At 62.8% G+C, this 21,567-nt stretch carries 19 protein-coding genes; 4 read left to right on the top strand and 15 right to left on the bottom strand.

Annotation, left to right across the window (positions count from 1 at the left end):
* The 3 genes from trmFO to EJ075_RS25565 all read left to right on the top strand — a co-directional run bounded on the left by trmFO (position 1) and on the right by EJ075_RS25565 (position 2,037).
* Complete coding sequence (trmFO, locus tag EJ075_RS25575) at positions 1 to 1,410, top strand: methylenetetrahydrofolate--tRNA-(uracil(54)-C(5))-methyltransferase (FADH(2)-oxidizing) TrmFO (RefSeq protein WP_126106228.1); 1,410 nt, start codon at positions 1 to 3, stop codon at positions 1,408 to 1,410.
* Between the two features lie 77 nt (positions 1,411 to 1,487).
* The gene (locus EJ075_RS25570) at positions 1,488 to 1,778 is read left to right on the top strand and encodes a type II toxin-antitoxin system ParD family antitoxin (protein WP_126106227.1); all 291 of its coding nucleotides are present in this window, start codon (positions 1,488 to 1,490) and stop codon (positions 1,776 to 1,778) included.
* Positions 1,762 to 2,037 carry a type II toxin-antitoxin system RelE/ParE family toxin gene (locus EJ075_RS25565; RefSeq protein ID WP_348627338.1) on the top strand — a complete coding sequence of 92 codons (276 nt, stop codon included), beginning with the start codon at positions 1,762 to 1,764 and terminating at the stop codon, positions 2,035 to 2,037. The genes EJ075_RS25570 and EJ075_RS25565 overlap by 17 nt, the downstream gene beginning before the upstream one ends.
* 92 nt (positions 2,038 to 2,129) lie before the next feature.
* On the opposite strand, the gene EJ075_RS25560 is transcribed toward EJ075_RS25565, so the two are convergent.
* From EJ075_RS25560 to yajC, 4 genes are all read right to left on the bottom strand, one after another.
* Positions 2,130 to 2,981 (bottom strand): phytoene/squalene synthase family protein, encoded by an 852-nt coding sequence (locus tag EJ075_RS25560; RefSeq protein ID WP_164547182.1) that lies wholly within the window; start codon positions 2,979 to 2,981, stop codon positions 2,130 to 2,132.
* Between the two features lies 1 nt (position 2,982).
* A complete protein-coding gene (locus EJ075_RS25555; protein ID WP_126106226.1) occupies positions 2,983 to 3,372 on the bottom strand; it encodes an Mth938-like domain-containing protein in 390 nt (129 codons plus the stop codon).
* Between the two features lie 14 nt (positions 3,373 to 3,386).
* Complete coding sequence (gene secDF, locus EJ075_RS25550; protein ID WP_126106225.1) at positions 3,387 to 5,939, bottom strand: protein translocase subunit SecDF; 2,553 nt, start codon at positions 5,937 to 5,939, stop codon at positions 3,387 to 3,389.
* 355 nt (positions 5,940 to 6,294) lie between these two features.
* On the bottom strand, positions 6,295 to 6,633 hold the full coding sequence (yajC, locus tag EJ075_RS25545; RefSeq protein WP_008876289.1) for a preprotein translocase subunit YajC: 339 nt from the start codon (positions 6,631 to 6,633) through the stop codon (positions 6,295 to 6,297).
* Between the two features lie 281 nt (positions 6,634 to 6,914).
* Here yajC and EJ075_RS25540 point away from each other — a divergent pair, with 281 nt between their 5' ends.
* Positions 6,915 to 7,790, top strand: a complete 876-nt coding sequence (locus tag EJ075_RS25540) for an ATP-binding protein (protein WP_126106224.1) — start codon at positions 6,915 to 6,917, stop codon at positions 7,788 to 7,790.
* A 403-nt stretch (positions 7,791 to 8,193) separates the two neighbouring features.
* On the opposite strand, the gene EJ075_RS25535 is transcribed toward EJ075_RS25540, so the two are convergent.
* From EJ075_RS25535 to EJ075_RS25485, 11 genes are all read right to left on the bottom strand, one after another.
* Positions 8,194 to 9,693, bottom strand: coding sequence for a peptidoglycan DD-metalloendopeptidase family protein (locus EJ075_RS25535; RefSeq protein WP_126106223.1), 1,500 nt, complete (start codon positions 9,691 to 9,693; stop codon positions 8,194 to 8,196).
* A 269-nt stretch (positions 9,694 to 9,962) separates the two neighbouring features.
* The gene (locus EJ075_RS25530) at positions 9,963 to 10,628 is read right to left on the bottom strand and encodes a protein-L-isoaspartate(D-aspartate) O-methyltransferase (protein ID WP_206437509.1); all 666 of its coding nucleotides are present in this window, start codon (positions 10,626 to 10,628) and stop codon (positions 9,963 to 9,965) included.
* Positions 10,625 to 11,383 (bottom strand): 5'/3'-nucleotidase SurE, encoded by a 759-nt coding sequence (gene surE / locus EJ075_RS25525; protein WP_126106222.1) that lies wholly within the window; start codon positions 11,381 to 11,383, stop codon positions 10,625 to 10,627. Before surE ends, EJ075_RS25530 begins: the two co-directional genes overlap by 4 nt.
* Positions 11,383 to 12,687, bottom strand: coding sequence for a serine--tRNA ligase (gene serS, locus EJ075_RS25520; protein ID WP_126106221.1), 1,305 nt, complete (start codon positions 12,685 to 12,687; stop codon positions 11,383 to 11,385). The genes surE and serS overlap by 1 nt, the downstream gene beginning before the upstream one ends.
* A gap of 287 nt (positions 12,688 to 12,974) precedes the next feature.
* Entirely contained in the window at positions 12,975 to 13,784 is an 810-nt protein-coding gene (tatC, locus tag EJ075_RS25515) for a twin-arginine translocase subunit TatC (protein WP_126107455.1), read from the bottom strand.
* Between the two features lie 44 nt (positions 13,785 to 13,828).
* Positions 13,829 to 14,518, bottom strand: coding sequence for a Sec-independent protein translocase protein TatB (gene tatB / locus EJ075_RS25510; RefSeq protein ID WP_126106220.1), 690 nt, complete (start codon positions 14,516 to 14,518; stop codon positions 13,829 to 13,831).
* A 29-nt stretch (positions 14,519 to 14,547) separates the two neighbouring features.
* Positions 14,548 to 14,769 carry a twin-arginine translocase TatA/TatE family subunit gene (locus tag EJ075_RS25505; RefSeq protein WP_013895102.1) on the bottom strand — a complete coding sequence of 74 codons (222 nt, stop codon included), beginning with the start codon at positions 14,767 to 14,769 and terminating at the stop codon, positions 14,548 to 14,550.
* Between the two features lie 178 nt (positions 14,770 to 14,947).
* Entirely contained in the window at positions 14,948 to 15,727 is a 780-nt protein-coding gene (gene scpB, locus EJ075_RS25500; protein WP_126106219.1) for an SMC-Scp complex subunit ScpB, read from the bottom strand.
* Complete coding sequence (locus EJ075_RS25495; protein ID WP_126107454.1) at positions 15,724 to 16,524, bottom strand: ScpA family protein; 801 nt, start codon at positions 16,522 to 16,524, stop codon at positions 15,724 to 15,726. Before EJ075_RS25495 ends, scpB begins: the two co-directional genes overlap by 4 nt.
* A gap of 127 nt (positions 16,525 to 16,651) precedes the next feature.
* The gene (gene nagZ, locus EJ075_RS25490) at positions 16,652 to 17,671 is read right to left on the bottom strand and encodes a beta-N-acetylhexosaminidase (protein WP_126106218.1); all 1,020 of its coding nucleotides are present in this window, start codon (positions 17,669 to 17,671) and stop codon (positions 16,652 to 16,654) included.
* 181 nt (positions 17,672 to 17,852) lie between these two features.
* Entirely contained in the window at positions 17,853 to 21,506 is a 3,654-nt protein-coding gene (locus EJ075_RS25485) for an SPOR domain-containing protein (RefSeq protein WP_126106217.1), read from the bottom strand.
* Between the last annotated feature and the right edge of the window lie 61 nt (positions 21,507 to 21,567).

The following is a 21,567-nucleotide window of genomic DNA, read 5'->3' as shown; positions in this document are numbered from 1 at the left end:
ATGAACAAGAATCCCATTCACGTCATCGGCGGCGGTCTCGCCGGCTCCGAAGCCGCTTGGCAGGCGGCCGAAGCCGGCGTTCCCGTTGTCTTGCATGAAATGCGCCCCGTCCGCGGCACCGATGCGCACAAGACGGATGGGCTGGCCGAACTGGTCTGTTCCAATTCCTTCCGTTCCGACGATGCGCAGACCAACGCCGTCGGCCTGCTGCATGCCGAAATGCGGCTGGCCGAATCGCTGATCATGAGCGCCGGCGATGCAAACCAGGTGCCGGCCGGTGGCGCGCTTGCCGTCGACCGCGACGGATTTTCCGAAGCGGTGACCAACAAGCTCGAAGCGCACCCGCTCATCACCATCCAGCGCGAGGAAGTGCCCGGTCTGCCGCCTGCGGACTGGGACCAGGCGATCATCGCCACCGGCCCGCTGACCGCACCTGGGCTCGCCCAATCGATCGCGGAAGTGACCGGCGCGGATGCGCTCGCCTTCTTCGATGCCATCGCGCCGATCGTCCATTTCGACACGATCGACATGGACATTTGCTGGTTCCAGTCACGCTACGACAAGGTCGGACCCGGCGGCACCGGCAAGGATTACATCAACTGTCCGATGGACAAGGAGCAATATCTCGCCTTCGTAGGGGCGCTTCTGGAGGGCCAAAAGACCGAATTCAAGCAATGGGAAGGCACGCCCTATTTCGACGGCTGCCTGCCGATCGAGATCATGGCCGAGCGCGGCGTCGAGACGCTGCGCCATGGGCCGATGAAGCCGATGGGGCTGACTAATGCGCACAATCCGTCGGTGAAGGCCTATGCCGTCGTGCAGCTTCGCCAGGACAATGCGCTGGGCACGCTCTACAACATGGTCGGCTTCCAGACCAAGCTGAAGCACGCCGAGCAGGTGCGCGTGTTCCGCACTATCCCGGGCCTGGAGAACGCCGAATTCGCCCGCCTCGGCGGCCTGCACCGCAACACCTATATCAATTCGCCGACGCTGCTTGACCATTCGCTGCAGCTGAAATCGCGGCCCGGCCTGCGCTTCGCCGGCCAGATCACCGGTTGCGAAGGCTATGTCGAAAGTGCGGCCATCGGCCTGCTTGCCGGTCGCTTTGCCGCCGCCGAACGGTTGGGCCACGCACCGGCGCTGCCACCGTTGACCACAGCCTTTGGCGCGCTGCTCAACCACATCACCGGCGGTCACATCGTCTCCGACGACGAGCCGGGAAAACGCTCCTTCCAGCCGATGAATGTCAATTTCGGCCTGTTCCCACCGGTGGAAGCACCGAAGTCAGAGGGAAAGCGCCTGCGCGGCAAGGACAAGACCGTCGCCAAGCGGCGTGCGGTGACATCGCGCGCGCTGGCCGACTGCCGCGAATGGCTGGGGCTGCCAGCGCGGGCGGAGGCGGCGGAATAGTCCGCCTGTCTGTTCTTGTCGATCGGGCGCCGGGAGAGTAGGATACTATCCTACTCTCCATCATAGGGAGCAATTCCATGGAGCCCGCCGAGAAGCTGTCAGTCACCATCACGCCTGCCATGGCGCGCATGATCCGGGAAAAAGTCGAGGACGGCTCCTTCGGATCGGCAAGCGAAGTCATCCGCGCAGCACTTCGCGCCTTCCAGCGCGAGGAGGAAGAGCATGCCGAGCGCATGGCCTCGATCAGGGCGCGCGTGAAGGCATCGATCGAGGATACGAGACCGGGCTATTCGGGAGAAGAGGTTCGCGCTCACCTTCGGGAATTCGTCGCCCGACATTCGAGCCGTGCTGATGATTCAGCGGCTTGAGGTCGAGTATCGAGAAACTGCCAGGAATGATCCGGCCGACATTTTCAGAAACATCGTAGAGGCTGGCGGGAATCCGGATGTCGCGCTGAAGTTCGTCTTGCGCATCGAAGACCGCTGTCAGAGCATCGGCAATGCGCCTCGCGGCGGCCGATCGCGCGACGACCGTTCGAGCACTCCGCGATCATTGCTTACGTTGTCAGCGACGATCTCGTTCGCATCGTCAACATCTTCTATGGTGGTCGCGACTACGAGATGCTGATGCGCGATGCCGGATCGAGCGATCCATCGTGACAGACCTCAACGGCTGCGGTGGTAGTTCCGGCTTTCTGGATTCCTCATACTTGGCAGCCTTCAGGCGTCCGGCCAGCCTCGCGTCGCGCAGCGCAACAGCAGCCAATGCCGGCGCCAGGCCGAAAGCCGTGTCGCGCCGCTCAGAAGCGAATGACGAGAACTTTCCATCTTGCTGAGATAGGCGCGCGAGAGAGCCAGCGGCAGAAATGCCGGGCGCAGCGAAACCGGCAAAGCCGACGCGCCGCCTTCGAATGCCGCAAGATGTTCCCGCGCCAGCGCGATCATCGCCGCCACAGCGCGTTCCGCCCCCAGCCCACCATCGCCCGCAACGAACTCCTCGGGCGACGACCCTGCCGCGGCCAGAATGTCGGCCGGGACAAAGCATTGCCCGCGCTTGCGGTGCTGCGGCAGCAGCAGCAACAGGCCGGTCATCGCCTGTGCGCAGCCTGCCCTGCCCGCAAGTTCGGAAAACCGCGGCGCTTGGGCGGGGTCAAGCACCATCGCCGCAAGCTGGATGAGCGCCGCTGCGGTCTCGCCGCAATAGCCTTCCAGATCGATGCGAGACGGCATAGGGTCGTCATAGAGATCGAAGATGCGGGCTTCGAGCATATTATCGAAGGCAAGTTTCGGCAGACGGTGGGCGGAAATCGTCGCCTTTAACGCGTCCGCGACTGGGTGACCGATACCTGCCCCGTCGTCCTCGGCTGCGATGACATCGCGCCACCATTGCAGCCGCACCTCGCCCGGCAGCGCCTCGCGGATACGGTCGCGGATGCCAGATATCTCGGCATTGAAGGCATAGAGCGAAAACAGCGCGTCACGCTTGTCCTCAGGCGCATAGAGCGCGGAAACATAGCGGTCATGGTCGGCGGCTCGCACCGTTTCCATGACGATTTTGGCGTTTTCGCTCACGTCACTCGACGGCGATCAGTGCGGCGGCCACCGCACGGTTTTCCGCCAGAAGAACATTATAGGTGCGCACGGCCGCCCCGGTCGACATCGGATCGGCCGCAATGCCCGCCGCCTTCAGCGCGGCACGCAGCGCTGCCGGCAACGGCCTGAGATCCTTGCCGGCGCCGACCAGCAGGATCTCGACCTTGTCAGCCTCGTTGAGCAGCTTGGCGAAATCCGCCGCCGTCAGCGCCAGGGGGTCGGCCGGCTCCCAACCGTAGATGCCCGACGGCAGGCACAGCAGCGAGCCGCGATGCGACATGTCGGCGAAACGGAACCCGCCATTGCCGTAGGCCTCGATCGGCGCACGGCCGGGGAAATGCGCTTCGCGGATGACGATGCCTTTTGCCACGGGCGCAGCAATCGTCAGGTTGCCACGGCTTTGCCGCCGCTCACCCGCTTCTCCTCGTCGGCCGCCGCGGCCTGTGGCCGCAGCTTGAACAGGATGAGCAACGGAGCGGCGATAAAGATCGACGAATAGGTTCCAAAGACGACGCCGAACAGCATCGCCAGCGTGAACGAGCGGATCACCTCGCCGCCGAACAGGACCAGCGCCAGAAGCGCCAGGATCGTCGTCACCGCGGTCAGCGTCGTTCTCGACAGCGTCTCGTTGATGGCGTTGTTCAACAATTCCGGCAGCGGCATCTTCTTGTATTTCCTGAGATCCTCGCGAACACGGTCATAGACGACGATCGTGTCGTTCAGCGAATAGCCGATGATGGTCAGGATCGCCGCCAGCGACGATTGGTTGAATTCGAGCCCAGTGATGACGAAGAAGCCGATGGTCATGACGATGTCGTGGACCGTGGCGATGATGGCGCCGACCGCGAACTGCCATTCGAAGCGGAACCACACATAGGCCAGGATGCCAAGCAGCGCGACCAGCATAGCGATCGTGCCTTGCTTGGCGAGCTCGCCAGAAACCGTCGGCCCCACCACTTCGACGCGGCGGAAATCATACTGGTCCTGCAGCTCGCCGCGCACCTTGTCGATGACGGTCTGCTCGGCATTCTCGCCGCCATCCTGTGTGCCGACGCGGATCAAAACGTCGTTCGGCTCGCCGAATTGCTGGACCTGCACTTCGCCGATATTGAGTTCCGTCAGCCTGCCGCGGATATCGGCAAGATCGGCGGTGCCATCCTTGGCCTGCACCTCGATCAGCGAACCGCCCTTGAAGTCGATGCCGTAATTGATGTCGACGGTCATGAACAGCACGACCGACAGCACCGATAGCAGGCTCGACAGAGCGAACGTCCAGCGGCGGATGCCCATGAACGGAATTCTCGTACCGGGCGGAATGAAGGTCACCGGCGCCCGCGGCAATTCCTTCGGCCGCGCCCGGCGAAGCCAGATCGACACCAGCAACCGGGTGAAGGTGAAGGCGGTGAAGACGGTAGTCAGAATGCCGATGGCGAAGGATATGGCAAAACCCTTCACCGGCCCCGTGCCGATCCAGAACAGCACCACGGTCGCGATCAGCGCTGTGACGTTGGAATCGACGATGGTCGCCAGAGCCTTGGTGAAACCGGTGTCGATCGCCTGGATGACCGAGCGGCCGGCTCTTCGCTCCTCGCGGATGCGCTCGTAGATGAGAACGTTGGAATCGACCGCCATGCCGATGGTCAGCACGATACCGGCAATGCCCGGCAAGGTCAGCGTCGCGCCCAGAAGCGACAGCAGCCCGATGATCATCGCCACATGCACCGCCAGCGCAAGGTTGGCGAGGAAGCCGAGGAAGCCGTAGGCGACGAACATGAAGGCGACGACGAGAATCGACCCGACCACGCCGGCGACCTTGCCGGCGTGAATGGAATCTTCGCCGAGCCCAGGACCAACTGTGCGCTCTTCGATCACCGTCAGCGTCGCCGGTAGCGCGCCGGCACGCAACAGCACGGCGAGGTCGTTGGCGCTCTCGGCGGTAAAATTGCCCGAGATTTGGCCGCTGCCGCCAAGGATCGGTTCGCGGATTTGCGGCGCCGAAATCACCTGATTGTCGAGGATAATGGCAAACAGCTTGCCGACATTCTGCGAGGTCGCCTGGCCGAAGCGCGCCGCTCCCTTGGAATCGAAGGTGAACGAAACCACCGGCTCGTTGGTCTGGGAATTATACGTCGCCTGCGCATCGGTGAGATTTTCGCCCGAAACGATGACCCGGTTCTCGATCAGATACGGAACCGGCGGATCATCCTGCGAATACAACACCGATGATCCCGCCGGCGGGCGCCCGTTGAGCGCGTCCTGCACCGGCATCGACTGGTCGACCATCTGGAAGGTCAGCTTGGCGGTTTGGCCAAGAATGTCCTTCAGCCGCTGCGGATCCTGCAGGCCCGGCACCTGCACCAGAATGCGGTCTTCGCCTTGGCGTTGCACGATCGGCTCGGTGGTGCCGAGTTCGTTGACGCGGCGCTCGACGACCTCGAGCGACTGCGCCAACGCCGTCGACGTGCGGTATTTGATGCCGGCATCGGTGACGGCGAACTTGAGCAGGCCGGGTTCGGAATCATCAAGCGACATCTCCTGGACGGAGCCGCCGCTGAACAGGCCGGCGGCCACCGGGTCGGTCAATGTCTTCAGCGCCGCCTTGGCGGCTTCGAGCTGACCGGGATCGGTGATGCGGACCTGCACGGCCCGGCCTGATCCGGAAAGGCCGGTGTAACCGATCTTGGCGTCGCGCAGCCGCGTCCTGATTTCGTCGCGCGTCGTCTCCAGCCGATCCTTGATCAGATCGTTCGGATCCATCCTGAGCAGGATATGCGAGCCGCCCTGCAGATCGAGGCCGAGCGTCATCTGGCGCTTCGGCACCCAGCTGGGAAGCTGGGCCAGCGTGCTGGCAGAGAACAGATTGGGCGCAGCGAGGATCACTGTGGCGGCCACGGCCAGCCAGATCAGGATCATCTTGAAGCGCGAGAAATAAAGCATATGGCGTCGTCCGTCAGGGCGTTCTGGCGGATCGTTCCGCCTGGAATGGGGTTATTTCTTGGCGTTCTGGTTTCGCCAAATGCTCGCCTCGAGCACAAGACAGTTCACTTTGGTGCTGCCATCGGGCTTTCTTCAACTATTGTCAATCTTGCTGGCAAGGCACCAGCGGGCAATAGCACGACGAGATCGTTGGCGCCCTGGACGGGGCGAGCGGGCTGGCGGCGAGAAGACTGGGCGCATCAGAGCCCCTGCGATGGCCACACCCACCGCAGATCAGAGTCATCTTCAAGCGCGAAAATACAGCAGTTGGCGCGGTCCGTCAGGGCGTTCTGGCGGATCGTTCCGCGACATCCGGTTATTTCTTGGCGTTCTGGTTCGCCACCGGCTCGCCCTTGACGCGCACGTCGGCGATCGTCGAGCGCAGCGCCGTTACCTTGGTTCCACCGCCGAGATCGATCTCGAGTTCATTGTCGTCGATCACCTTGGTCACCTTGCCGACGAAACCGCCGCCGGTGACGACTGTGTCGCCGCGGCGAACCGCCGCCAGCATCTCGCCGCGCTTCTTCAACTGAGTGCGCTGCGGCCGGATGATCAGAAAATACATGATCACGAAAATTAGGACAAACGGCAAAATGCTGATGAACATATCCGGGGAGGCGCCGACGCCTTGGGCGTATGCCGGTGTCACGAACATCTAGGTACTCCTGAATTTTGAAAGACAGCCGCCAAACCGTCCTGGGGAAATTTGGCGGCCCGTGAAATTTCGCCGGAATATAGTCGGTAAAGTTGCCAATGCAACTGCGGCCAAGCATTTCAGCTGCTTTTCCGGCTGGTTGAGCCGTGTTAGAGCATGATCCCAAAAAACGACGCCCGGTTTTCGGAAAAGATCATGTTCTAACAAAAGGTTGGAACTGGTTCCGAAACGCCGGAACCAAATTAGGTTCCGTGTCATCCCCTCCTGAGTGCAAAGATAAAATGAGCGACAGCACCATCGAAGCCCTGAACAAGAAGCTCGACCGCCTGATCGAGGCGGTCGCCCGCCTCGCTCCGCCGCCGGTGCCGGAAACCGATCTCGGCAAGGCCGATTGCTTCGTCTGGCAGGCTGATGCCGGCTATCTGGAGCCGGTGCTCAAGGTCAATCGCGTCGACATCGGCCTGATCCGCGGCGTCGACCGTGTCCGCGACATATTGGTCGACAATACCGAGCGTTTCGCCTCCGGTTACGCAGCCAACAACATCCTGTTGTGGGGCGCACGCGGCATGGGAAAATCCTCGCTGGTCAAGGCTGTGCATGCCACCGTCAATGCGTCGGCAAAGCTGGAGCTGCCGCTCAAGCTCATCGAGATCCACCGCGAGGACATCGACACGCTGCCGAAGCTGATGAATTTGCTGAAGGCAGCACCTTACCGCTTTATCCTGTTTTGCGACGACCTCTCCTTCGACCATGATGACACGTCCTACAAGTCGCTGAAGGCGGCGCTCGAGGGCGGCGTCGAGGGCCGGCCGGCCAATGTGATCTTCTACGCCACCTCGAACCGGCGACATCTGCTGCCGCGCGACATGATCGACAATGAGCGCTCGACCGCCATCAACCCGTCGGAGGCGGTCGAGGAAAAAGTTTCGCTGTCCGATCGTTTTGGCCTCTGGCTCGGCTTCCACAAATGCTCACAGGACGAGTATCTCGACATGATCGACGGCTATATCAGCCATCACGGCCTTGCCATCGACCCCGAGACGCTGCGCGCCGAGGCGCTGGAATGGGCGACGACGCGCGGTAGCCGTTCAGGCCGCGTCGCCTGGCAGTTCACCCAGGATCTGGCAGGCCGGCTCGGCAAATCGCTCAAGGATTAATTTAATTCCTCGGCGCAGAATTTTGACAGGTCGGACGCGCTTGCGTTGACGGACCGCATGCCTTGGCGATTAGCGGAAATGCCCATCGCTTCGTCATCCTGGGGTCTGCGCTGCGTCGCTTCGCTCCTTGCTACGCCCCAGGATGACGAAGTTGAGCAGCTTCGGCCGTTATGACAGCCCACCGAAACGACCGATAAAATCCTGGCCGCCAACAGGCATCCAACCCGTCAAATTCCCTGTGCCGCGCCACTAGCGTTCATCCAGAAAACTGAAAAAGCCCGCCCCTTGCGGAGCGGGCTGAGCCGGCGGGCCGGACTGGAGGTCAGGCGGCTCGCAATCGCTTTTCTTTTTCTATTCGAGATACGTCGAATTCTATTCGAGATAGGTCGAAGGATCGACTTCTTTATTCAAGATAGGTCGAAGGATCGACCGGTGCCGAGTTCTTGCGGACTTCGAAATGCAGTTTCGGCGAGTCGGTGGTGCCGCTCATGCCGGACTGCGCGATTTCCTGGCCGCGCTTGACCTTCTGGCCGCGCTGGACCTCGATCGAACGGGCGTGGCCATAGACCGTGACCAATCCGTTCTCGTGGCGCACCAGCACCGTATTGCCGAATTCCTTGAGACCATCGCCGGCATAGATGACGACGCCGTTCTCGGCCGCCTTGACCGGGGTTCCTTCCGGCACGGCGATGTCGACGCCGTCCTTGCCGCCGCCAAAGCCGGAGATCACGCGGCCGCGCACCGGCCACCGCATCTTGCCGATGCCGGTGGCGTTGGGCGCCACCGCGTCATCGTCCTCGGCCTGCTGGATGACCTTCGCATCCTTCTTCGGCGGCGTGTAGGCGGCGAGCGTCTCCGACGGCGTGGTCTTTGCCGCAGGCGGAGTGGTGGCTGTCGTTACCGGATCGACCTTTGCCGGCTTGGCGCTGGCAACCGTCGCGGTTCCGCCGGCCGGCACCTTCAGGGTCTGGCCAATCTTGAGCAGGCCGTCCTGCATGCCGTTCGCCTGCTTCAACGCAGCCACGCCGACGCCGGTTTTCCTGGCGATGGCCGACAGCGTATCGCCCTGCTGGACCGTGTAGGTGCCACCGGCACCAGCCGTCCTGGACGCGGGTTTTCCGTCCTTCGGCTGGCTCGCGGCCGCCGAGGCATCCACCTGCGCGGCGGACTTGCCCTCCTTGAGCTTCGGCTGCTGCGGCAGCACGGCTACCATCTCCGGCGCCTTGGCCGGCAAATCGTGCTTGGTGTCGTTCGCAGGCTTGGCGTCGGCAAGCTTCGGCGCCGGTTTCTTGCCCGAATAGGCATAGGCCGGGATGACGAGCTTCTGGCCGGTCTTCAGCCCGTTGGTCGCGCTCAGCCCATTGACTTTCATAAGGGCATCGGCGGGCACGCCGTAGCGCCGCGACAGGCCGGAAATGGTCTCGCCATCCCTAACGATGATCTCGGTGGCGCGCGGTTCGCCGCCTGCCGTCGCCATGCGCGGAGCGTCGGGCTGTGCGTCCTTGAACGGCTTTGCCACTGTCCCGGTTGCAGTCCGGTCGACCTGGGGGGCGGCTGGCGCCGAAGCGGTGCGGGCCGGCACCAACGCGGGGGCTGGCTGCGACTGGCTGACCGGCGGCAATTGCTGTGTCGTAACCGGTTCGAGGCTTGAGCGGCTGACCGACTGGGTATGGCTGCCGTCGAGCGGCGCGGCCGAGACCGGGACATCGCCGGGATAAGGCTGGGCGGCGTCCTGCTTGTCGATGATGGTGCGCTGGTTGTTGGTCGAGGAGATGAAGACGTCATCGACGCTGTTGAACCGCGAGACCTGGGAACTGCATCCCGCCGCGGTGCCCGCAACCATAAGGACGGCGAAACCGCGCGCCAGGTTGCGTCCGTTTGCCTTCAAAATACTGAATTGCATCGCATTTACCCGCAGATACCCGGTACAGACTGACCGTGATTAAAGCGCGTTAATGTTACTGGTCGGTTAAACCTCTAGAATCAGACGCAAATTTTCTTAAAATATTTAAGGCTGAACGTAGGGGATCGAGATTCAGGCCGAGCCGGAGACGAAGAATTGGCCGAAGGCCCTCAGCTTCGTCATCCTAGGGCGAAGCAGGAGCGAAGCTCCGTCGCGGGGACCCTAGGATGACAAAACACCCGCCCCCAAGCGCGCGATGCTTCGGATAATCAGATGACCGCGGCTACGCTGCGCAGGATCGGCTGCAGGCGGACGAGGCCGATGTCCTCACGTTCGAATCGGCTGCCGACCTTGGTCAGTTTGGCCAGCACCTGCTCGCCCTCCTCGGGTCCGATCGGTGCGATGACGATGCCGCCGCTCGACAATTGATCGAGCAGGAAGCGCGGCAGGCTGTCGAAGGCCACCCATGCGACGATGCGGTCGAACGGCGCTTCATTGGCCAATCCGTTGGAGCCGTCCGCCTGGCGCACGATGACATTGCCGATGCCGAGCGCCTCGAAGCGCTGTTTGGCCTGCTCGGCCAGCGTCTTGTAGCGGTCGATGGTGACGACGCGCGCGGCAAGCCGCGACATCACCGCCGCCGTGTAGCCCGACCCGGTGCCGATCTCGAGCACGCGGTTGCCCGGCTCGATGGCAAGCGCTGCGATCACCGCGGCTTGCAGATCGGCGCCCTCGATCGCCTCGCCGCATTCGATCGGCAGCATCCGGTCCGACCAGGCGATCGGATGGAACTGCGCGGAAAGGAAGCCGCGCCGCGGCGTCGCCTCGAAGGCGGCAATCAGCGCCTTCGGCACGACGCCCTTGCCACGCAAGCGGAGCAGGAACGCGGCGAAGCCTTCCCGGTCGTCGACCGTCGGACCGTGGTTCAGGTTCATGCGAGCGCCTTGGTCAGTTGATCTCGGATTTCATGAGCGGTGAGATCGAGCTGCAGCGGCGTCACCGACACCAGCCGGTTGCGCAAGGCATAGAGGTCGGTGCCTTGCTTGCCCTCGACCGGCTCGCGCCCGAAGCGCAGCCAATAATAGGGAAGCCCGCGGCCGTCGCGGCGCTCGTCGACCCACAGGCTGTGGACGAGCTTGCCTTGCGAGGTGACCACCGTGCCGGCGACCTCTTCTGGCGCGCAATTGGGAAAATTGACGTTGAGCAGCACGCCGTCCGGCAGGGGCATGGCGACAAGCTTTTTGAGTAGCGCCGGTGCCAGCGCCTCGGTGGTCTCGTAGGGAACGACGCGATCCTCACCCACATAGGAATAGGCCTGGCTGAGCGCGATCGAGCGCACGCCGAGTAGCGCGCCTTCCATGGCGCCGGCGACGGTGCCCGAATAGGTGACGTCGTCGGCGATGTTGGCGCCGGAATTGACACCGGACAGGATAAGGTCGGGTGCTGCGGGCAGGATCTTCTTCACGCCCATGATGACGCAATCGGTCGGCGTGCCACGCACGGCAAAGTGTTTTTCGCCGATCTTCCTCAGGCGCAGCGGCTCCGAGATCGAAAGCGAATGCGCATAGCCGGACTGGTCCTGCTCCGGCGCCACCACCCAGACATCGTCCGACAGCGTCCGGGCGACGCGTTCAAGCGATGCAAGGCCTTCGGCATGGATGCCGTCATCATTGGTCAGGAGGATGCGCATTATTTCGATTCGATCTTTTCCAGACCGCCCATGTAAGGCCGAAGCGCTTCAGGAATGGTTACGCTGCCATCCTCATTCTGATAGTTTTCGATGACGGCAATAAGAGCGCGGCCGAGGGCGGTGCCGGAGCCGTTCAGCGTGTGGACGAAGCGGTTGCCCTTGCCGTCTTTGTCCTTGTAGCGGGCGTCCATGCGCCGCGCCTGGAAATCGCCGCACACCGAGCATGACGAAATCTCGCGATAGGCGTTCTGGCCCGGCAGCCAGACCTCGATGTCGTAGGTCTTGCGCGCGCCAAAGCCCATGTCGCCGGTGCACAGCGTCATGGTGCGGAACGGCAGGCCGAGCCGCTTCAGCACTTCCTCGGCGCATTCGGTCATCCGCTCATGCTCGGCAAGCGAGGAGTCCTGGTCGGTGATCGACACCAGCTCGACCTTATAGAACTGGTGCTGGCGCAGCATGCCGCGCGTGTCGCGCCCGGCCGAGCCCGCTTCCGAACGGAAGCACGGCGTCAGCGCCGTATAGCGCAGCGGCAGTTTTTCATGCGGCGTGATTTCCTCGCGCACGAGATTTGTGAGTGGCACTTCAGCGGTGGGGATGAGCCCAAGCCTGCCGTCTCCACGCGGGGCGAAGAACAGATCCTCCTCGAACTTCGGCAGTTGCCCCGTACCGAAAAGAACCTCGTCTTTCACCATCAGCGGCGGCTGGATCTCCTCATAGCCATGCTCGGTCGTGTGCAGATCCAGCATGAATTGGCCGAGCGCGCGTTCCATTCGCGCCAGCCCACCCTTCAGCACCGTGAAGCGCGAGCCGGACAGCTTCGCCGCCCGCTCGAAATCCATCATGCCGAGCGCTTCGCCGATCTCGAAATGCTCCTTCACCCAGTTCGGACGCGTTGGCACCTTGCCGACGATGCGCTTGACGACATTGTCGTCCTCGTTCTTGCCGACCGGCACGTCGTCGAGCGGCACATTGGGCAGCTCGGCCAATGCGTCATTCAGCGCCTTGTCGAGCTCGCGTTCGCGCGCCTCGCCGTTCTGGATGAAAGCCTTGATCTCGCCGACTTCGGCTTTGAGTTTTTCGGCAAGGGCGGCGTCGCCCGAACGCATGGCATTGCCGATCTCCTTCGAGGCGGCGTTGCGGCGCTCCTGCCTGGTCTGCAGCTCAGTGAGATGCTCGCGCCGCGCCTCGTCCCTGGCGATCAGATCATCGACCGTGGACTGCGCGTCATCGCTGGACCACGAGCGCTTCTTGAGCGCCTCGACGAGGACCTTCGGGTTGTCGCGAATCCATTTGATGTCAAGCATGGTCTTGAACGCTCCTGAGCTAGGTCAGAGGGCGTAAACCGCATCCTTGACCGATGCAAGACGTCAAAGTCGAGTTCCTTCGCGCCCCCTCTGTCCTGCCGGACATCTCCCCCGCGGGTGGGGAGATCGGCCGTCACTGCGGCTTTCGCCAACCTCCAGCGCTAAAGAAATGAGCCGTCGCCGAAGCTGCCAATCTCCCTCCGTGTGGGGGAGATGCCAAGTGGCGGCAAGAGGGCAGGACAGAGGGGGCGCTGTCCCGCAAACCTTGATTAAGGCCTCCGGCCAGCCTACGTCGAAGGCGCGTCCACGGGCTTTTCGGCCACCTCTTCTGCGGCCTCCCGCTTCTCGCGCGCCAGACGTTCCCGTTCCTTGCTACGCTCGATCAGCCGGGCCGACCAGATTGAGACCTCGTAGAGAATGATCGTTGGGATGGCGAGGCCGATCTGGCTTATCGGGTCGGGCGGTGTCAGCACAGCCGCGACGACGAAGGCGATGACGATCGCCCATTTGCGCTTTTCGACCAGCGCCTGCGACGACAGCATGCCGACCCGCGCCATGAGGCTGGTCACCACCGGCAACTGGAACACCAGGCCGAAGGAAAAGATCAGCGTCATGATCAGGCTGAGATATTCCGACACTTTCGGCAGCAACGAAATCTGCACTTGGTCGTCAGTGCCGGCCTGCTGCATGGCGAGGAAGAACCACATCACCATCGGCGTGAAGAAGAAATAGACCAGCGACGCGCCCATCAGGAACAGGATCGGCGAAGCGATCAGGAACGGCAGGAAAGCGTTGCGTTCGTTCTTGTAGAGGCCGGGCGCGATGAATTTGTAGATCTGCGTGGCGATCAGCGGAAAGGCGATCACCATGCCGCCGAACATTGCCAGCTTCACCTGGGTGAAGAAGAATTCCTGCGGCGCCGTGTAGATCAGCTCAACCTTGTGCGGGTCGAGCCCTGCCCATTGGGTCGCCCATTTGAACGGCACGACCAACAGGTTGAACAGTTGCTTGGCGAAAAAGAAGCAGAACAGGAAGGCGACGAAGAACCCGCCGATCGACCACATCAGTCGCCGGCGCAATTCGATCAGATGCTCCATCAGCGGAGCCGCCGATTTATCGATCTCGTCCTTTTCCGAAACGCTCACTTGCTGGCTCCCGCCGTCTTTTTGGCGGCTGCAGTCGGCTTCTTCACCGCTGCCGGTGCAGGCTTCGGCTCGGCCTTTTTAGCTGCGGTCTTTGTCACGGCAGGTCTTGCTGCTGCCGCTGGCTTGGCTGCGGCCTTGGGGGCCGGCATCGCTTTCGCTGGCGCAGGCTTCTTCTTCGCTGCCGAGGCCTTTTGCGGTGCAGCCGGCGTTGCCGTCCCGACAGGCGACGGCACCACCGACTCATCGGTCATCGCCGGAAAGATCGGCGCCGCCGGCGCCGCTTCCGGAGCACTGACGCCCGGCAGCACCGTCGCGCCATTCTTCAGCTCGGTCTCCTGCGGTGGCGAAGCAGCTGGCGTGACCGGGTCGATGGCCGGCTTCGGCTTCATCACCGCATCGACACCTGAACGGACATCGGCTGCCGCCTGCTCGAACGGATTGAGCTGTTTCCTGATCTCGGCGGCCGGGTTGAGGCTCCTGAGTGAATCGACCGACTTCTTGACGTCGTCAAGCTCGGCCTCCTTCAGCGCATCGTTGAACTGTTTCTGGAAGTCGGCTGCCATGCCGCGCAGCTTTGTCGTCGTGCGCCCGAAGGTGCGCAGCATGTTGGGCAAATCCTTGGGCCCGACGACCACGATCATGACGATCGCGATCACCAGCATCTCGGTCCAGCCGATGTCGAACATGGCGATACGTTCCGACTAAAGTTTTGGGCTCAGCTCTTGCTGGCCTTTTCCTTCACTGCCGAAACGGTTTCGTCGGCACGATGTTCGACGGTGCGCTTGTCCTCGGCAACATCGTCGTCGGCCATGCCCTTCTTGAAGCTCTTGATGCCCTTGGCCATGTCACCCATCAGCTCAGGTATCTTGCCGCGGCCGAACACCAGCAGCACGATCACCAGCACGATCATCCAGTGCCAAATCGAAAATGAACCCATAACAATCTCTCTCGAATGTTTTCTCTGACGATGATCTATGCGCTTTCGCGTCGGGATTCAAACACAACCGCGACAGAGTTTATAAATGAGTGGCCGAAGTCACGCACTTTCGGCGCCGTAGCCCGCTACCAATCGGCGCAGCCCCGAAAACCAACGGCTTTCGGCGCGTCGTTTGCGGTCAATCATCCTCGACACGCGGCGTCAACAGGCCGAGTTCCTCGAGGTCGATGTCGGTCAGCGGATCCTCGTCGTCGGTCAGCGCATCCGGATCGGCCGGCGGCAGCGGAATGGAGAAATTCGACGGCATGCGGCCCGAAAGCAGCCCGGCGCCCTTCAATTCCTCCATGCCGGGAAGATCGCGGATCTCCTCCAATGCGAAATGGTCGAGGAAAATGTCGGTGGTACCGTAGGTGACGGGACGGCCGGGCGTGCGGCGCCGACCGCGCATCTTCACCCATTCGGTCTCCATCAGCGTGTCCAGCGTGCCCTTCGAGGTCTCGACGCCTCTGATGTCCTCGATCTCGGCTCGCGTCACCGGCTGGTGATAGGCGATGATCGCCAGCACTTCGAGCGCCGCGCGGGAAAGCTTCCTCTGCTGCACTGTGTCGCGGCTCATCAGGAAAGCGAGGTCGCCGGCGGTGCGGAACGCCCAGGCATCGGAGACGCGCACCAGATTGACGCCGCGCCGCGCATAAATCTGCTGCAGTTCGGCCATCGCCGCGGCAATGTTGATGCCATCGGGCAGGCGCGCGGCAAGCTGCTTTTCGCTGACCGGCTCGGCGCTGGCGAAAACGATCGCCTCGGCCATGCGCACGGCTTCCGCCATATGCAGCCGCTCGCCAGGATTCTGGGAAAAGTTCTGCGCCTGATTTTCTACCGGAGTCTCGCCGAGCATGCCGTCTTCGGTCTCGTCGTCGACCTTGAACGGAATGACCGAAGCGTTGGCGCGTTCACTCATGATGCCACCTCGACTGCCCTGATGCCTTGCGCACGGCCGCGCAGATAAAGCGGCGCGAACACCTCGTCTTGCCGCATTTCCATTTTGCCTTCGCGCACCAGTTCCAGCGTGGCCGCAAACGAGCTGGCAATCGCGGTACGCCGCTCATCCGGGCCGGTCAGATATTCGACCAGGAAACTGTCCAGCGCCGTCCAGTCGGCAAACGTGCCGATCAGCCTGTTCAGGATATCGCGCGCGTCCTTGAGCGACCACACACCGCGCCTGGCGATGGTCACATTGGTGATCGTCTGTTTCTGGCGTTGCTGCGCATAAGCGGTCAGCAGATCGTAGAGCGAGGCCGAATAGGCGTTGCGTTTCTCGACGATGACCATTTCCGGCATGCCGCGGGCGAACACATCGCGTCCGAGCCGGTTGCGGTTAACCAGGCGTGCCGCCGCGTCGCGCATCGCTTCCAGCCGCTTCAACCGGAATTGCAGCACCGCCGCCAGCTCCTCGCCGCTTTCGCCGTCGTCGCCGGGTTGCTTGGGGATCAAAAGCTTCGACTTGAGAAACGCCAGCCACGCCGCCATCACCAGATAGTCGGCGGCGAGCTCCAGCCTGAGCGCCCTCACCTTCTCGACGAAGGCCAGATATTGCTCGGCCAGCGCCAGGATCGAGATGCGCGACAGATCGACCTTCTGGTTACGCGCAAGATGCAGCAGAAGATCGAGCGGGCCTTCAAACCCGTCGACGTCAACGACCAACGCAGGATCGCCGGTCAGCCGCGAATCGTCGTTCTCGGCCCACAGACGGTCCATCGGTGCGGCCTTGCCGGCCTTACTGTCCAATGTTTCCGCCACCTACTGTCGCTTTCTTTTGCTTCTATCTTCTTGTTTGACCATGATCTGTTCCGAAAAACCGGCTCCCACTTTTCGGGATCATGGTCTAGGCCACCGCATCGAAATAGGTGGCGAATTCGGCGCGTATCTCGGTCTCATCAGCCCGATCGCGGTTCTTGATATAGGTCAGCGCCCATTGCGCGCGGCGCAGCGACGTGCCTTCAAGCCCTGTTGTGCGCGACGCAATGCCGGCCATCTCCTCGAAAACGCCGTTGCAGTGAAGGACCAGATCGCAGCCCGCCGCAAGGATCGCGGCCGCCTTTGTCGGGAAATCCCCAGAAAGTGCCTTCATCGAGGTGTCGTCGCTCATCAACAGCCCGTCGAAGCCGATTTCGCCGCGGATGATCTCATCGATGACCTTGCCGGACGTCGTGGCCGGGTTCTTCGGGTCGATCGCGCTGTAGACGACATGCGCCGTCATCGCCATCGGCAAATGATTGAGCTCCCTGAACGGGGCGAAATCATGCCGCTGCAAGTCGCTCATCGAGGCATCGACGGTCGGCAGTTCGAAATGCGTGTCGGCAAAGGCCCGTCCATGCCCCGGAATATGCTTCATGACCGGCAGCACGCCGCCCGACATCAACCCTTCAGCCGCGGCGCGACCCAGTTCGATGACGGCACGAGGCTCCTTGCCATAGGCGCGCGCGCCGATGACGTCGCTGGCGCCCTCGATCGGCACGTCGAGCACCGGCAGGCAATCGGCTGTGATGCCATAGCGCGAGAGATCGAAGGCATGCAGCCGCGCCATCAGCCAGGCGGCGCGGTTGCCGGCGTCGTGGTCGTTGCGCCACAAGGCGCCGAGCGCACCACCGGCGGGATAGTTCGGCGCCAGCGGCGGTCGCAGGCGCTGCACCCGGCCGCCTTCCTGATCGATGAACACCAGGGCATCCGGGCGCTCGATACAGTCGCGCATTGCGGCGACCAGATCGCGGATCTGCTCGGTCTCGCCGATGTTGCGCGCAAACAAGATGAATCCCCACGGGCATTCATTGCGATAGAATTTGATTTCGTCGCGTGTGAGCGATTTCCCGGCGCAGCCGAGGATCATGGATTTTGATTCGGTCATGGACAGGAGTTTAGAGCTTCACGCGAACAAAGGGAATCGCATCGAGCCACATGCGGTTGAGCCAGAATCCCTTCCCCACAAAGATCTCCCTTCCACATAAAAAAACCGGCCACATAAAAAAACCGGCGCGGTCTGTGACCGCGCCGGTTTTTTCCGCCCAAGGGCGGGAGATTTGAAACGGCTAGCGCGACACGAAGCAGTTGCCGCCGGCAGCCTTGTAGCTGGTGCACAGGTTGATCGCATCGTTGCGCGACTGCGCCGGCACACGGACGCGATAGAACGTTCCCTTGCCGGCGATCTCGGCCTTGACGATGTTGGCGGTGCGACCGGCCAGCACGCTGCCGTAGCGGCGCTGCAGGTCCGCATAGCTGGACTGGGCGCTTTCGACAGTCGGCTGCGAGGCGATCTGCATCGACCACGAGCCACCGCCGGTCGAGGCCGCCGCCGGATTGATGGACGCAACCTGGTCCGGCTTGACCTCGCCGACGACGTCGACAGGCTGGTCGGACGGACGTTGCGGCGCCACCGGAACCGTGGCCGGCGTATTGGCAGGCTGGCTGGTTTGGGCATCGGCCTCAGACTTGGGCGCGGCTGCCGGCTCGGCTGTTTCCGGCCTGGCGGTTTCGGTCTGGTCGCCACCCAGTAAGTTACCACTTGCCTGGTCGACAACAGGCGGGACCGTGCCGGTCTGCTCCGCTTCGCCGGCCTGACCCGCCGGGGCCACATGCTGCGGCGCCGGATCGACAGGGTCGACGGCAGCCACCTGCGCTACCGCAGGCGCCGGATCCTCCCGCGCAACCAGTGAGCCATCTGATTTGACGACCATGGTTCTCACCTTGCGCGGCGCGATGGCGACGACATCGGGGTCTATGCCTTTGTCAGCCTCTTGCAGAACCTGGGCAATACGATCCTCGGACTTGGGCGTCGGCGCGGCGGCGACGTCGGCATTTCCGGCCGCTTGCGTGCTGCCGGCCGCATCGACGCCTTCAGCCGCGTCGAAGTCGTCGGGCGAAAGATCGACCACACGGCTCTGCGGCGGCTCCTTGGCCGTCACGTCCACGGGCTCTTCGGCGTTGGTGACCAGTTTTTCCTGGACCGGTTCGGCAGGCTTCGCGCCACCCTTGGCCACAGCGTCATAAACCTTGTTTTCCTGGTTCGGCACGACGGTGCCGCCCGGATTTTCAGGCCTGATCTTGATCGGTGCGTTGTCCGCCTTGACGATGACCGGCGCGTCGTTGCCGCCGTTGCCACCGAAAGACAGCGCGAAGGCGCCGAGACCGCCGGCGATCGCCACGGCGCCTACAACCGCGGCGACCAGCAGGCCGCGGCGCCGGGGCCTCGCGGTATCCTGCTCCAGGCCTGGAACCGACATGGCCTCATCCAGCTCGGGATCGTAGTCGAGTTCGTCTAAGCCAAAGTCGTCGGCCTGCGGAGCCGGCCGGCCGGAGGGCAAGTCGCCCAGATCGAAGCCGCTGGCGGCATCGGCATAAGCCGCACTGACGGGCGCTTCTGCGGGTCTCGCCGCATAGGTCCGCGTTTCAACGCGGTCGGGCTCATAGCCTGACTGGAACCCTGCCCCCGACTGAAACCCAGCCCCTGACTGGAATCCGGCATTGTAGGATTCGTCGTCATACGCCGCGCTGCGCGCCGGGGCGGCAGCGACGTCCATGGCATTCATTTCCGTGAGAAGGCTGGCGAACTCGGTGTCGAGATCGTCATAAGCAGGCGCCGCCGGTTCGTCTTCATTGAAGTCGAGGTCCGGAATATCGAGGTCGTCCGCCAGCGCCACGACGCGCTCGGGCACATCGACCGTCTCGACATCGGGCATCTCGTCATACGCCGAAGACTGTTCGCTTTGCGCTGGCGCAGATGCCGCATTGGCGGTATCGTCTTCGGCCGGCTCATCCTGATAGGCCAGGTCGTCCTGATAGGAGGGGGCCGCAGCCATTGGCGGTGTCGTTTCCGTGGTCTTCACCGAGGCCACTTCCGTGGTCCTCGCCGAGGCCGTCGGCTGGGCTGCAAAGGCAGGCTGCGACTGTGCGACCGGCGTTACGCGGCTCCACGAACGGGCCGGCGCCGGCGCAGCGGAGCGTGCCGCCATCCAGTTGAGCGAATCATCCGGATCTTCCTGGTGAGCGGCGGCCGCAACGTTATCGTCGTCGCCATGATCCAGACCGATGTCCTTGGCGAAGGCAGCATGCAATGTATCCTCGTCGAAATCGACATCGGCCGGCCCGGCGGCATCTTCAGCGCCGAAATCCTGGCCCTCGAGCTCATCGAAGAGAACGGTGTCGAGATCGGCATCGGCGGCTTGAACCGCGCCATCCTCCGGCTGCTCCGAAAGGTCTTGCTCGTCAAGGCTCCAGTCCAGTTCGTCGACAGTATCCGTTGGTTTGCCGGCGACCTTTTCAGCTGCGGCCACAGGCTGCTGAACCACGGGTGGCTCGTTGGCCGCGGACGCCGCCACGGGGGCAGTCCGTGTGCTCATGGTGCCCAACAGCGCGTTCAACTCGTCTTCGAGGCTCCGCTCATCAGCGATAGCGGTTGGCGCCGTCGGCTGGGCTGCAACGCCGGAGGCCGGCGCAACCGGCTCTTCGGCTTTCTCGGCAAGCGCGTCCTCGAAACTCAAATCGAAATCGGCGTCGAACGCGTCTTCCAGGGTCGTGGCGGACGGCTCGTCCTTGGCGGCGATAGCCTCCGGTTCGTCAATTTCGGGCGCGTCAATTTCGACTGGTTCATCCGTGCGAACGTCGAAATCCATATCGACATCGGCCATGGCGTCGTCGAAATGGCCGGCAAAGTCCTCCTCGGACTCTTCCGAAACGGCTCGAACAGGCGCAGCAGGAGTTTCAACAGCGGCCTGCTCTAACGGCATATGTTCGTCGAGCATCAACTCGTCTTCGAGCGAGCTTGCGACGGCATTGTCGAATTCGTCGTCGAAGGCGGGCTCGGCGGCCGGCGCGGAGATTTCGGCGGCTTCGGCAGCGGCGGCGTGCTCCGTCGGAACATATTCGTCGAGCGTCAGCTCGTCTTCGAGCGAGCTTGCGACGGCATTGTCGAACTCATCGTCGAAGGCGGGTTCGGCGGCCGGTGTGGAGACTTCGGCAACGGCCGCCTGCTCCATCGGCACGTGCTCGTCCAGCATCAGCTCGTCTTCGAGCGAGCTTGCGACAGCGTTGTCGAATTCTTCATCGAAGGCGGGTTCGACCGGCGCGGAAACGGCGGCAGTATTCTGTTCAGCCTCGTCCGTTGCATCGTCGTCGAGCAGGAAATCCGGTTCGAGCGAGGCGGTAAGCTCGTCGTCCCCGAGCTCGACGTCCCCAATCTTGTCGTCCATCGCCAAATCGTCTTCGAATGGCGACACATCTTCGAGCGAGCTGGCGAGTGCATCGTCGAAATCGTCATCGAAAGCAGCTTCAACAGCCGGCGCGGATGCTTCGGCAACACCAGAACGCATGTCGTCGGCAGCAACGGCATGGGCAGCCTCATCCGCCGCTTCGTCGTCCAGCAGGAAATCCTGTTCGAGCGCCGCGGCAAGCTCGTCGTCCCCAAGCTCGTCGTCCCCAAGCTCGTCGTCCACCGCGTCAGTGGCATCGAAAACCGGCTCGCGAACCTCGGCGGCGCTGTCATTATCGTCGGCGCCGAATTCGCCCATCAACTCCTTCTCGAGGTCGATGTCGAAATCGCCGTCGTCCACCGGCTGGGTGACGGGAGCCGCCTTCGGCTTGACCGGCTGGCGCGGGTCGAACCCCATGATCCTGGTCAGTTCCGCGAACGGATCATCGTCGGCGATATCGTTTTGGGCGGCTGCTCTCAGCTGGGTTCTGTCTGCCATTATTGTTCCCGAACTCGCACTCATTCGGACGCCATGGACGTCGCGTAGGGTTGGCCCTTAC

This window comes from Mesorhizobium sp. M6A.T.Cr.TU.016.01.1.1 (genome assembly GCF_003952585.1).
GTDB classification, from domain to species: Bacteria; Pseudomonadota; Alphaproteobacteria; order Rhizobiales; family Rhizobiaceae; genus Mesorhizobium; species Mesorhizobium mediterraneum.
Note: the sequence above shows the minus strand (reverse complement) of the source record. Positions and strands in the feature narration are given on the sequence as shown.

Coding starts and splice junctions, on each gene's coding strand:
- trmFO (WP_126106228.1), top strand. CDS start 1: ATGAACAAGAATCCCATTCACGTCATCGGCGGCGGTCTCGCCGGCTCC.
- EJ075_RS25535 (WP_126106223.1), bottom strand. CDS start 9,693: ATGCAATTCAGTATTTTGAAGGCAAACGGACGCAACCTGGCGCGCGGT.
- EJ075_RS25495 (WP_126107454.1), bottom strand. CDS start 16,524: ATGGACCGTCTGTGGGCCGAGAACGACGATTCGCGGCTGACCGGCGAT.
- EJ075_RS25505 (WP_013895102.1), bottom strand. CDS start 14,769: ATGGGTTCATTTTCGATTTGGCACTGGATGATCGTGCTGGTGATCGTG.
- tatC (WP_126107455.1), bottom strand. CDS start 13,784: ATGGAGCATCTGATCGAATTGCGCCGGCGACTGATGTGGTCGATCGGC.
- EJ075_RS25540 (WP_126106224.1), top strand. CDS start 6,915: ATGAGCGACAGCACCATCGAAGCCCTGAACAAGAAGCTCGACCGCCTG.
- EJ075_RS25530 (WP_206437509.1), bottom strand. CDS start 10,628: ATGAACCTGAACCACGGTCCGACGGTCGACGACCGGGAAGGCTTCGCC.
- EJ075_RS25570 (WP_126106227.1), top strand. CDS start 1,488: ATGGAGCCCGCCGAGAAGCTGTCAGTCACCATCACGCCTGCCATGGCG.
- tatB (WP_126106220.1), bottom strand. CDS start 14,518: ATGTTCGACATCGGCTGGACCGAGATGCTGGTGATCGCGATCGTCATG.
- serS (WP_126106221.1), bottom strand. CDS start 12,687: ATGCTTGACATCAAATGGATTCGCGACAACCCGAAGGTCCTCGTCGAG.
- secDF (WP_126106225.1), bottom strand. CDS start 5,939: ATGCTTTATTTCTCGCGCTTCAAGATGATCCTGATCTGGCTGGCCGTG.
- scpB (WP_126106219.1), bottom strand. CDS start 15,727: ATGAGTGAACGCGCCAACGCTTCGGTCATTCCGTTCAAGGTCGACGAC.
- nagZ (WP_126106218.1), bottom strand. CDS start 17,671: ATGACCGAATCAAAATCCATGATCCTCGGCTGCGCCGGGAAATCGCTC.
- surE (WP_126106222.1), bottom strand. CDS start 11,383: ATGCGCATCCTCCTGACCAATGATGACGGCATCCATGCCGAAGGCCTT.
- EJ075_RS25565 (WP_348627338.1), top strand. CDS start 1,762: ATGATTCAGCGGCTTGAGGTCGAGTATCGAGAAACTGCCAGGAATGAT.
- EJ075_RS25485 (WP_126106217.1), bottom strand. CDS start 21,506: ATGGCAGACAGAACCCAGCTGAGAGCAGCCGCCCAAAACGATATCGCC.
- yajC (WP_008876289.1), bottom strand. CDS start 6,633: ATGTTCGTGACACCGGCATACGCCCAAGGCGTCGGCGCCTCCCCGGAT.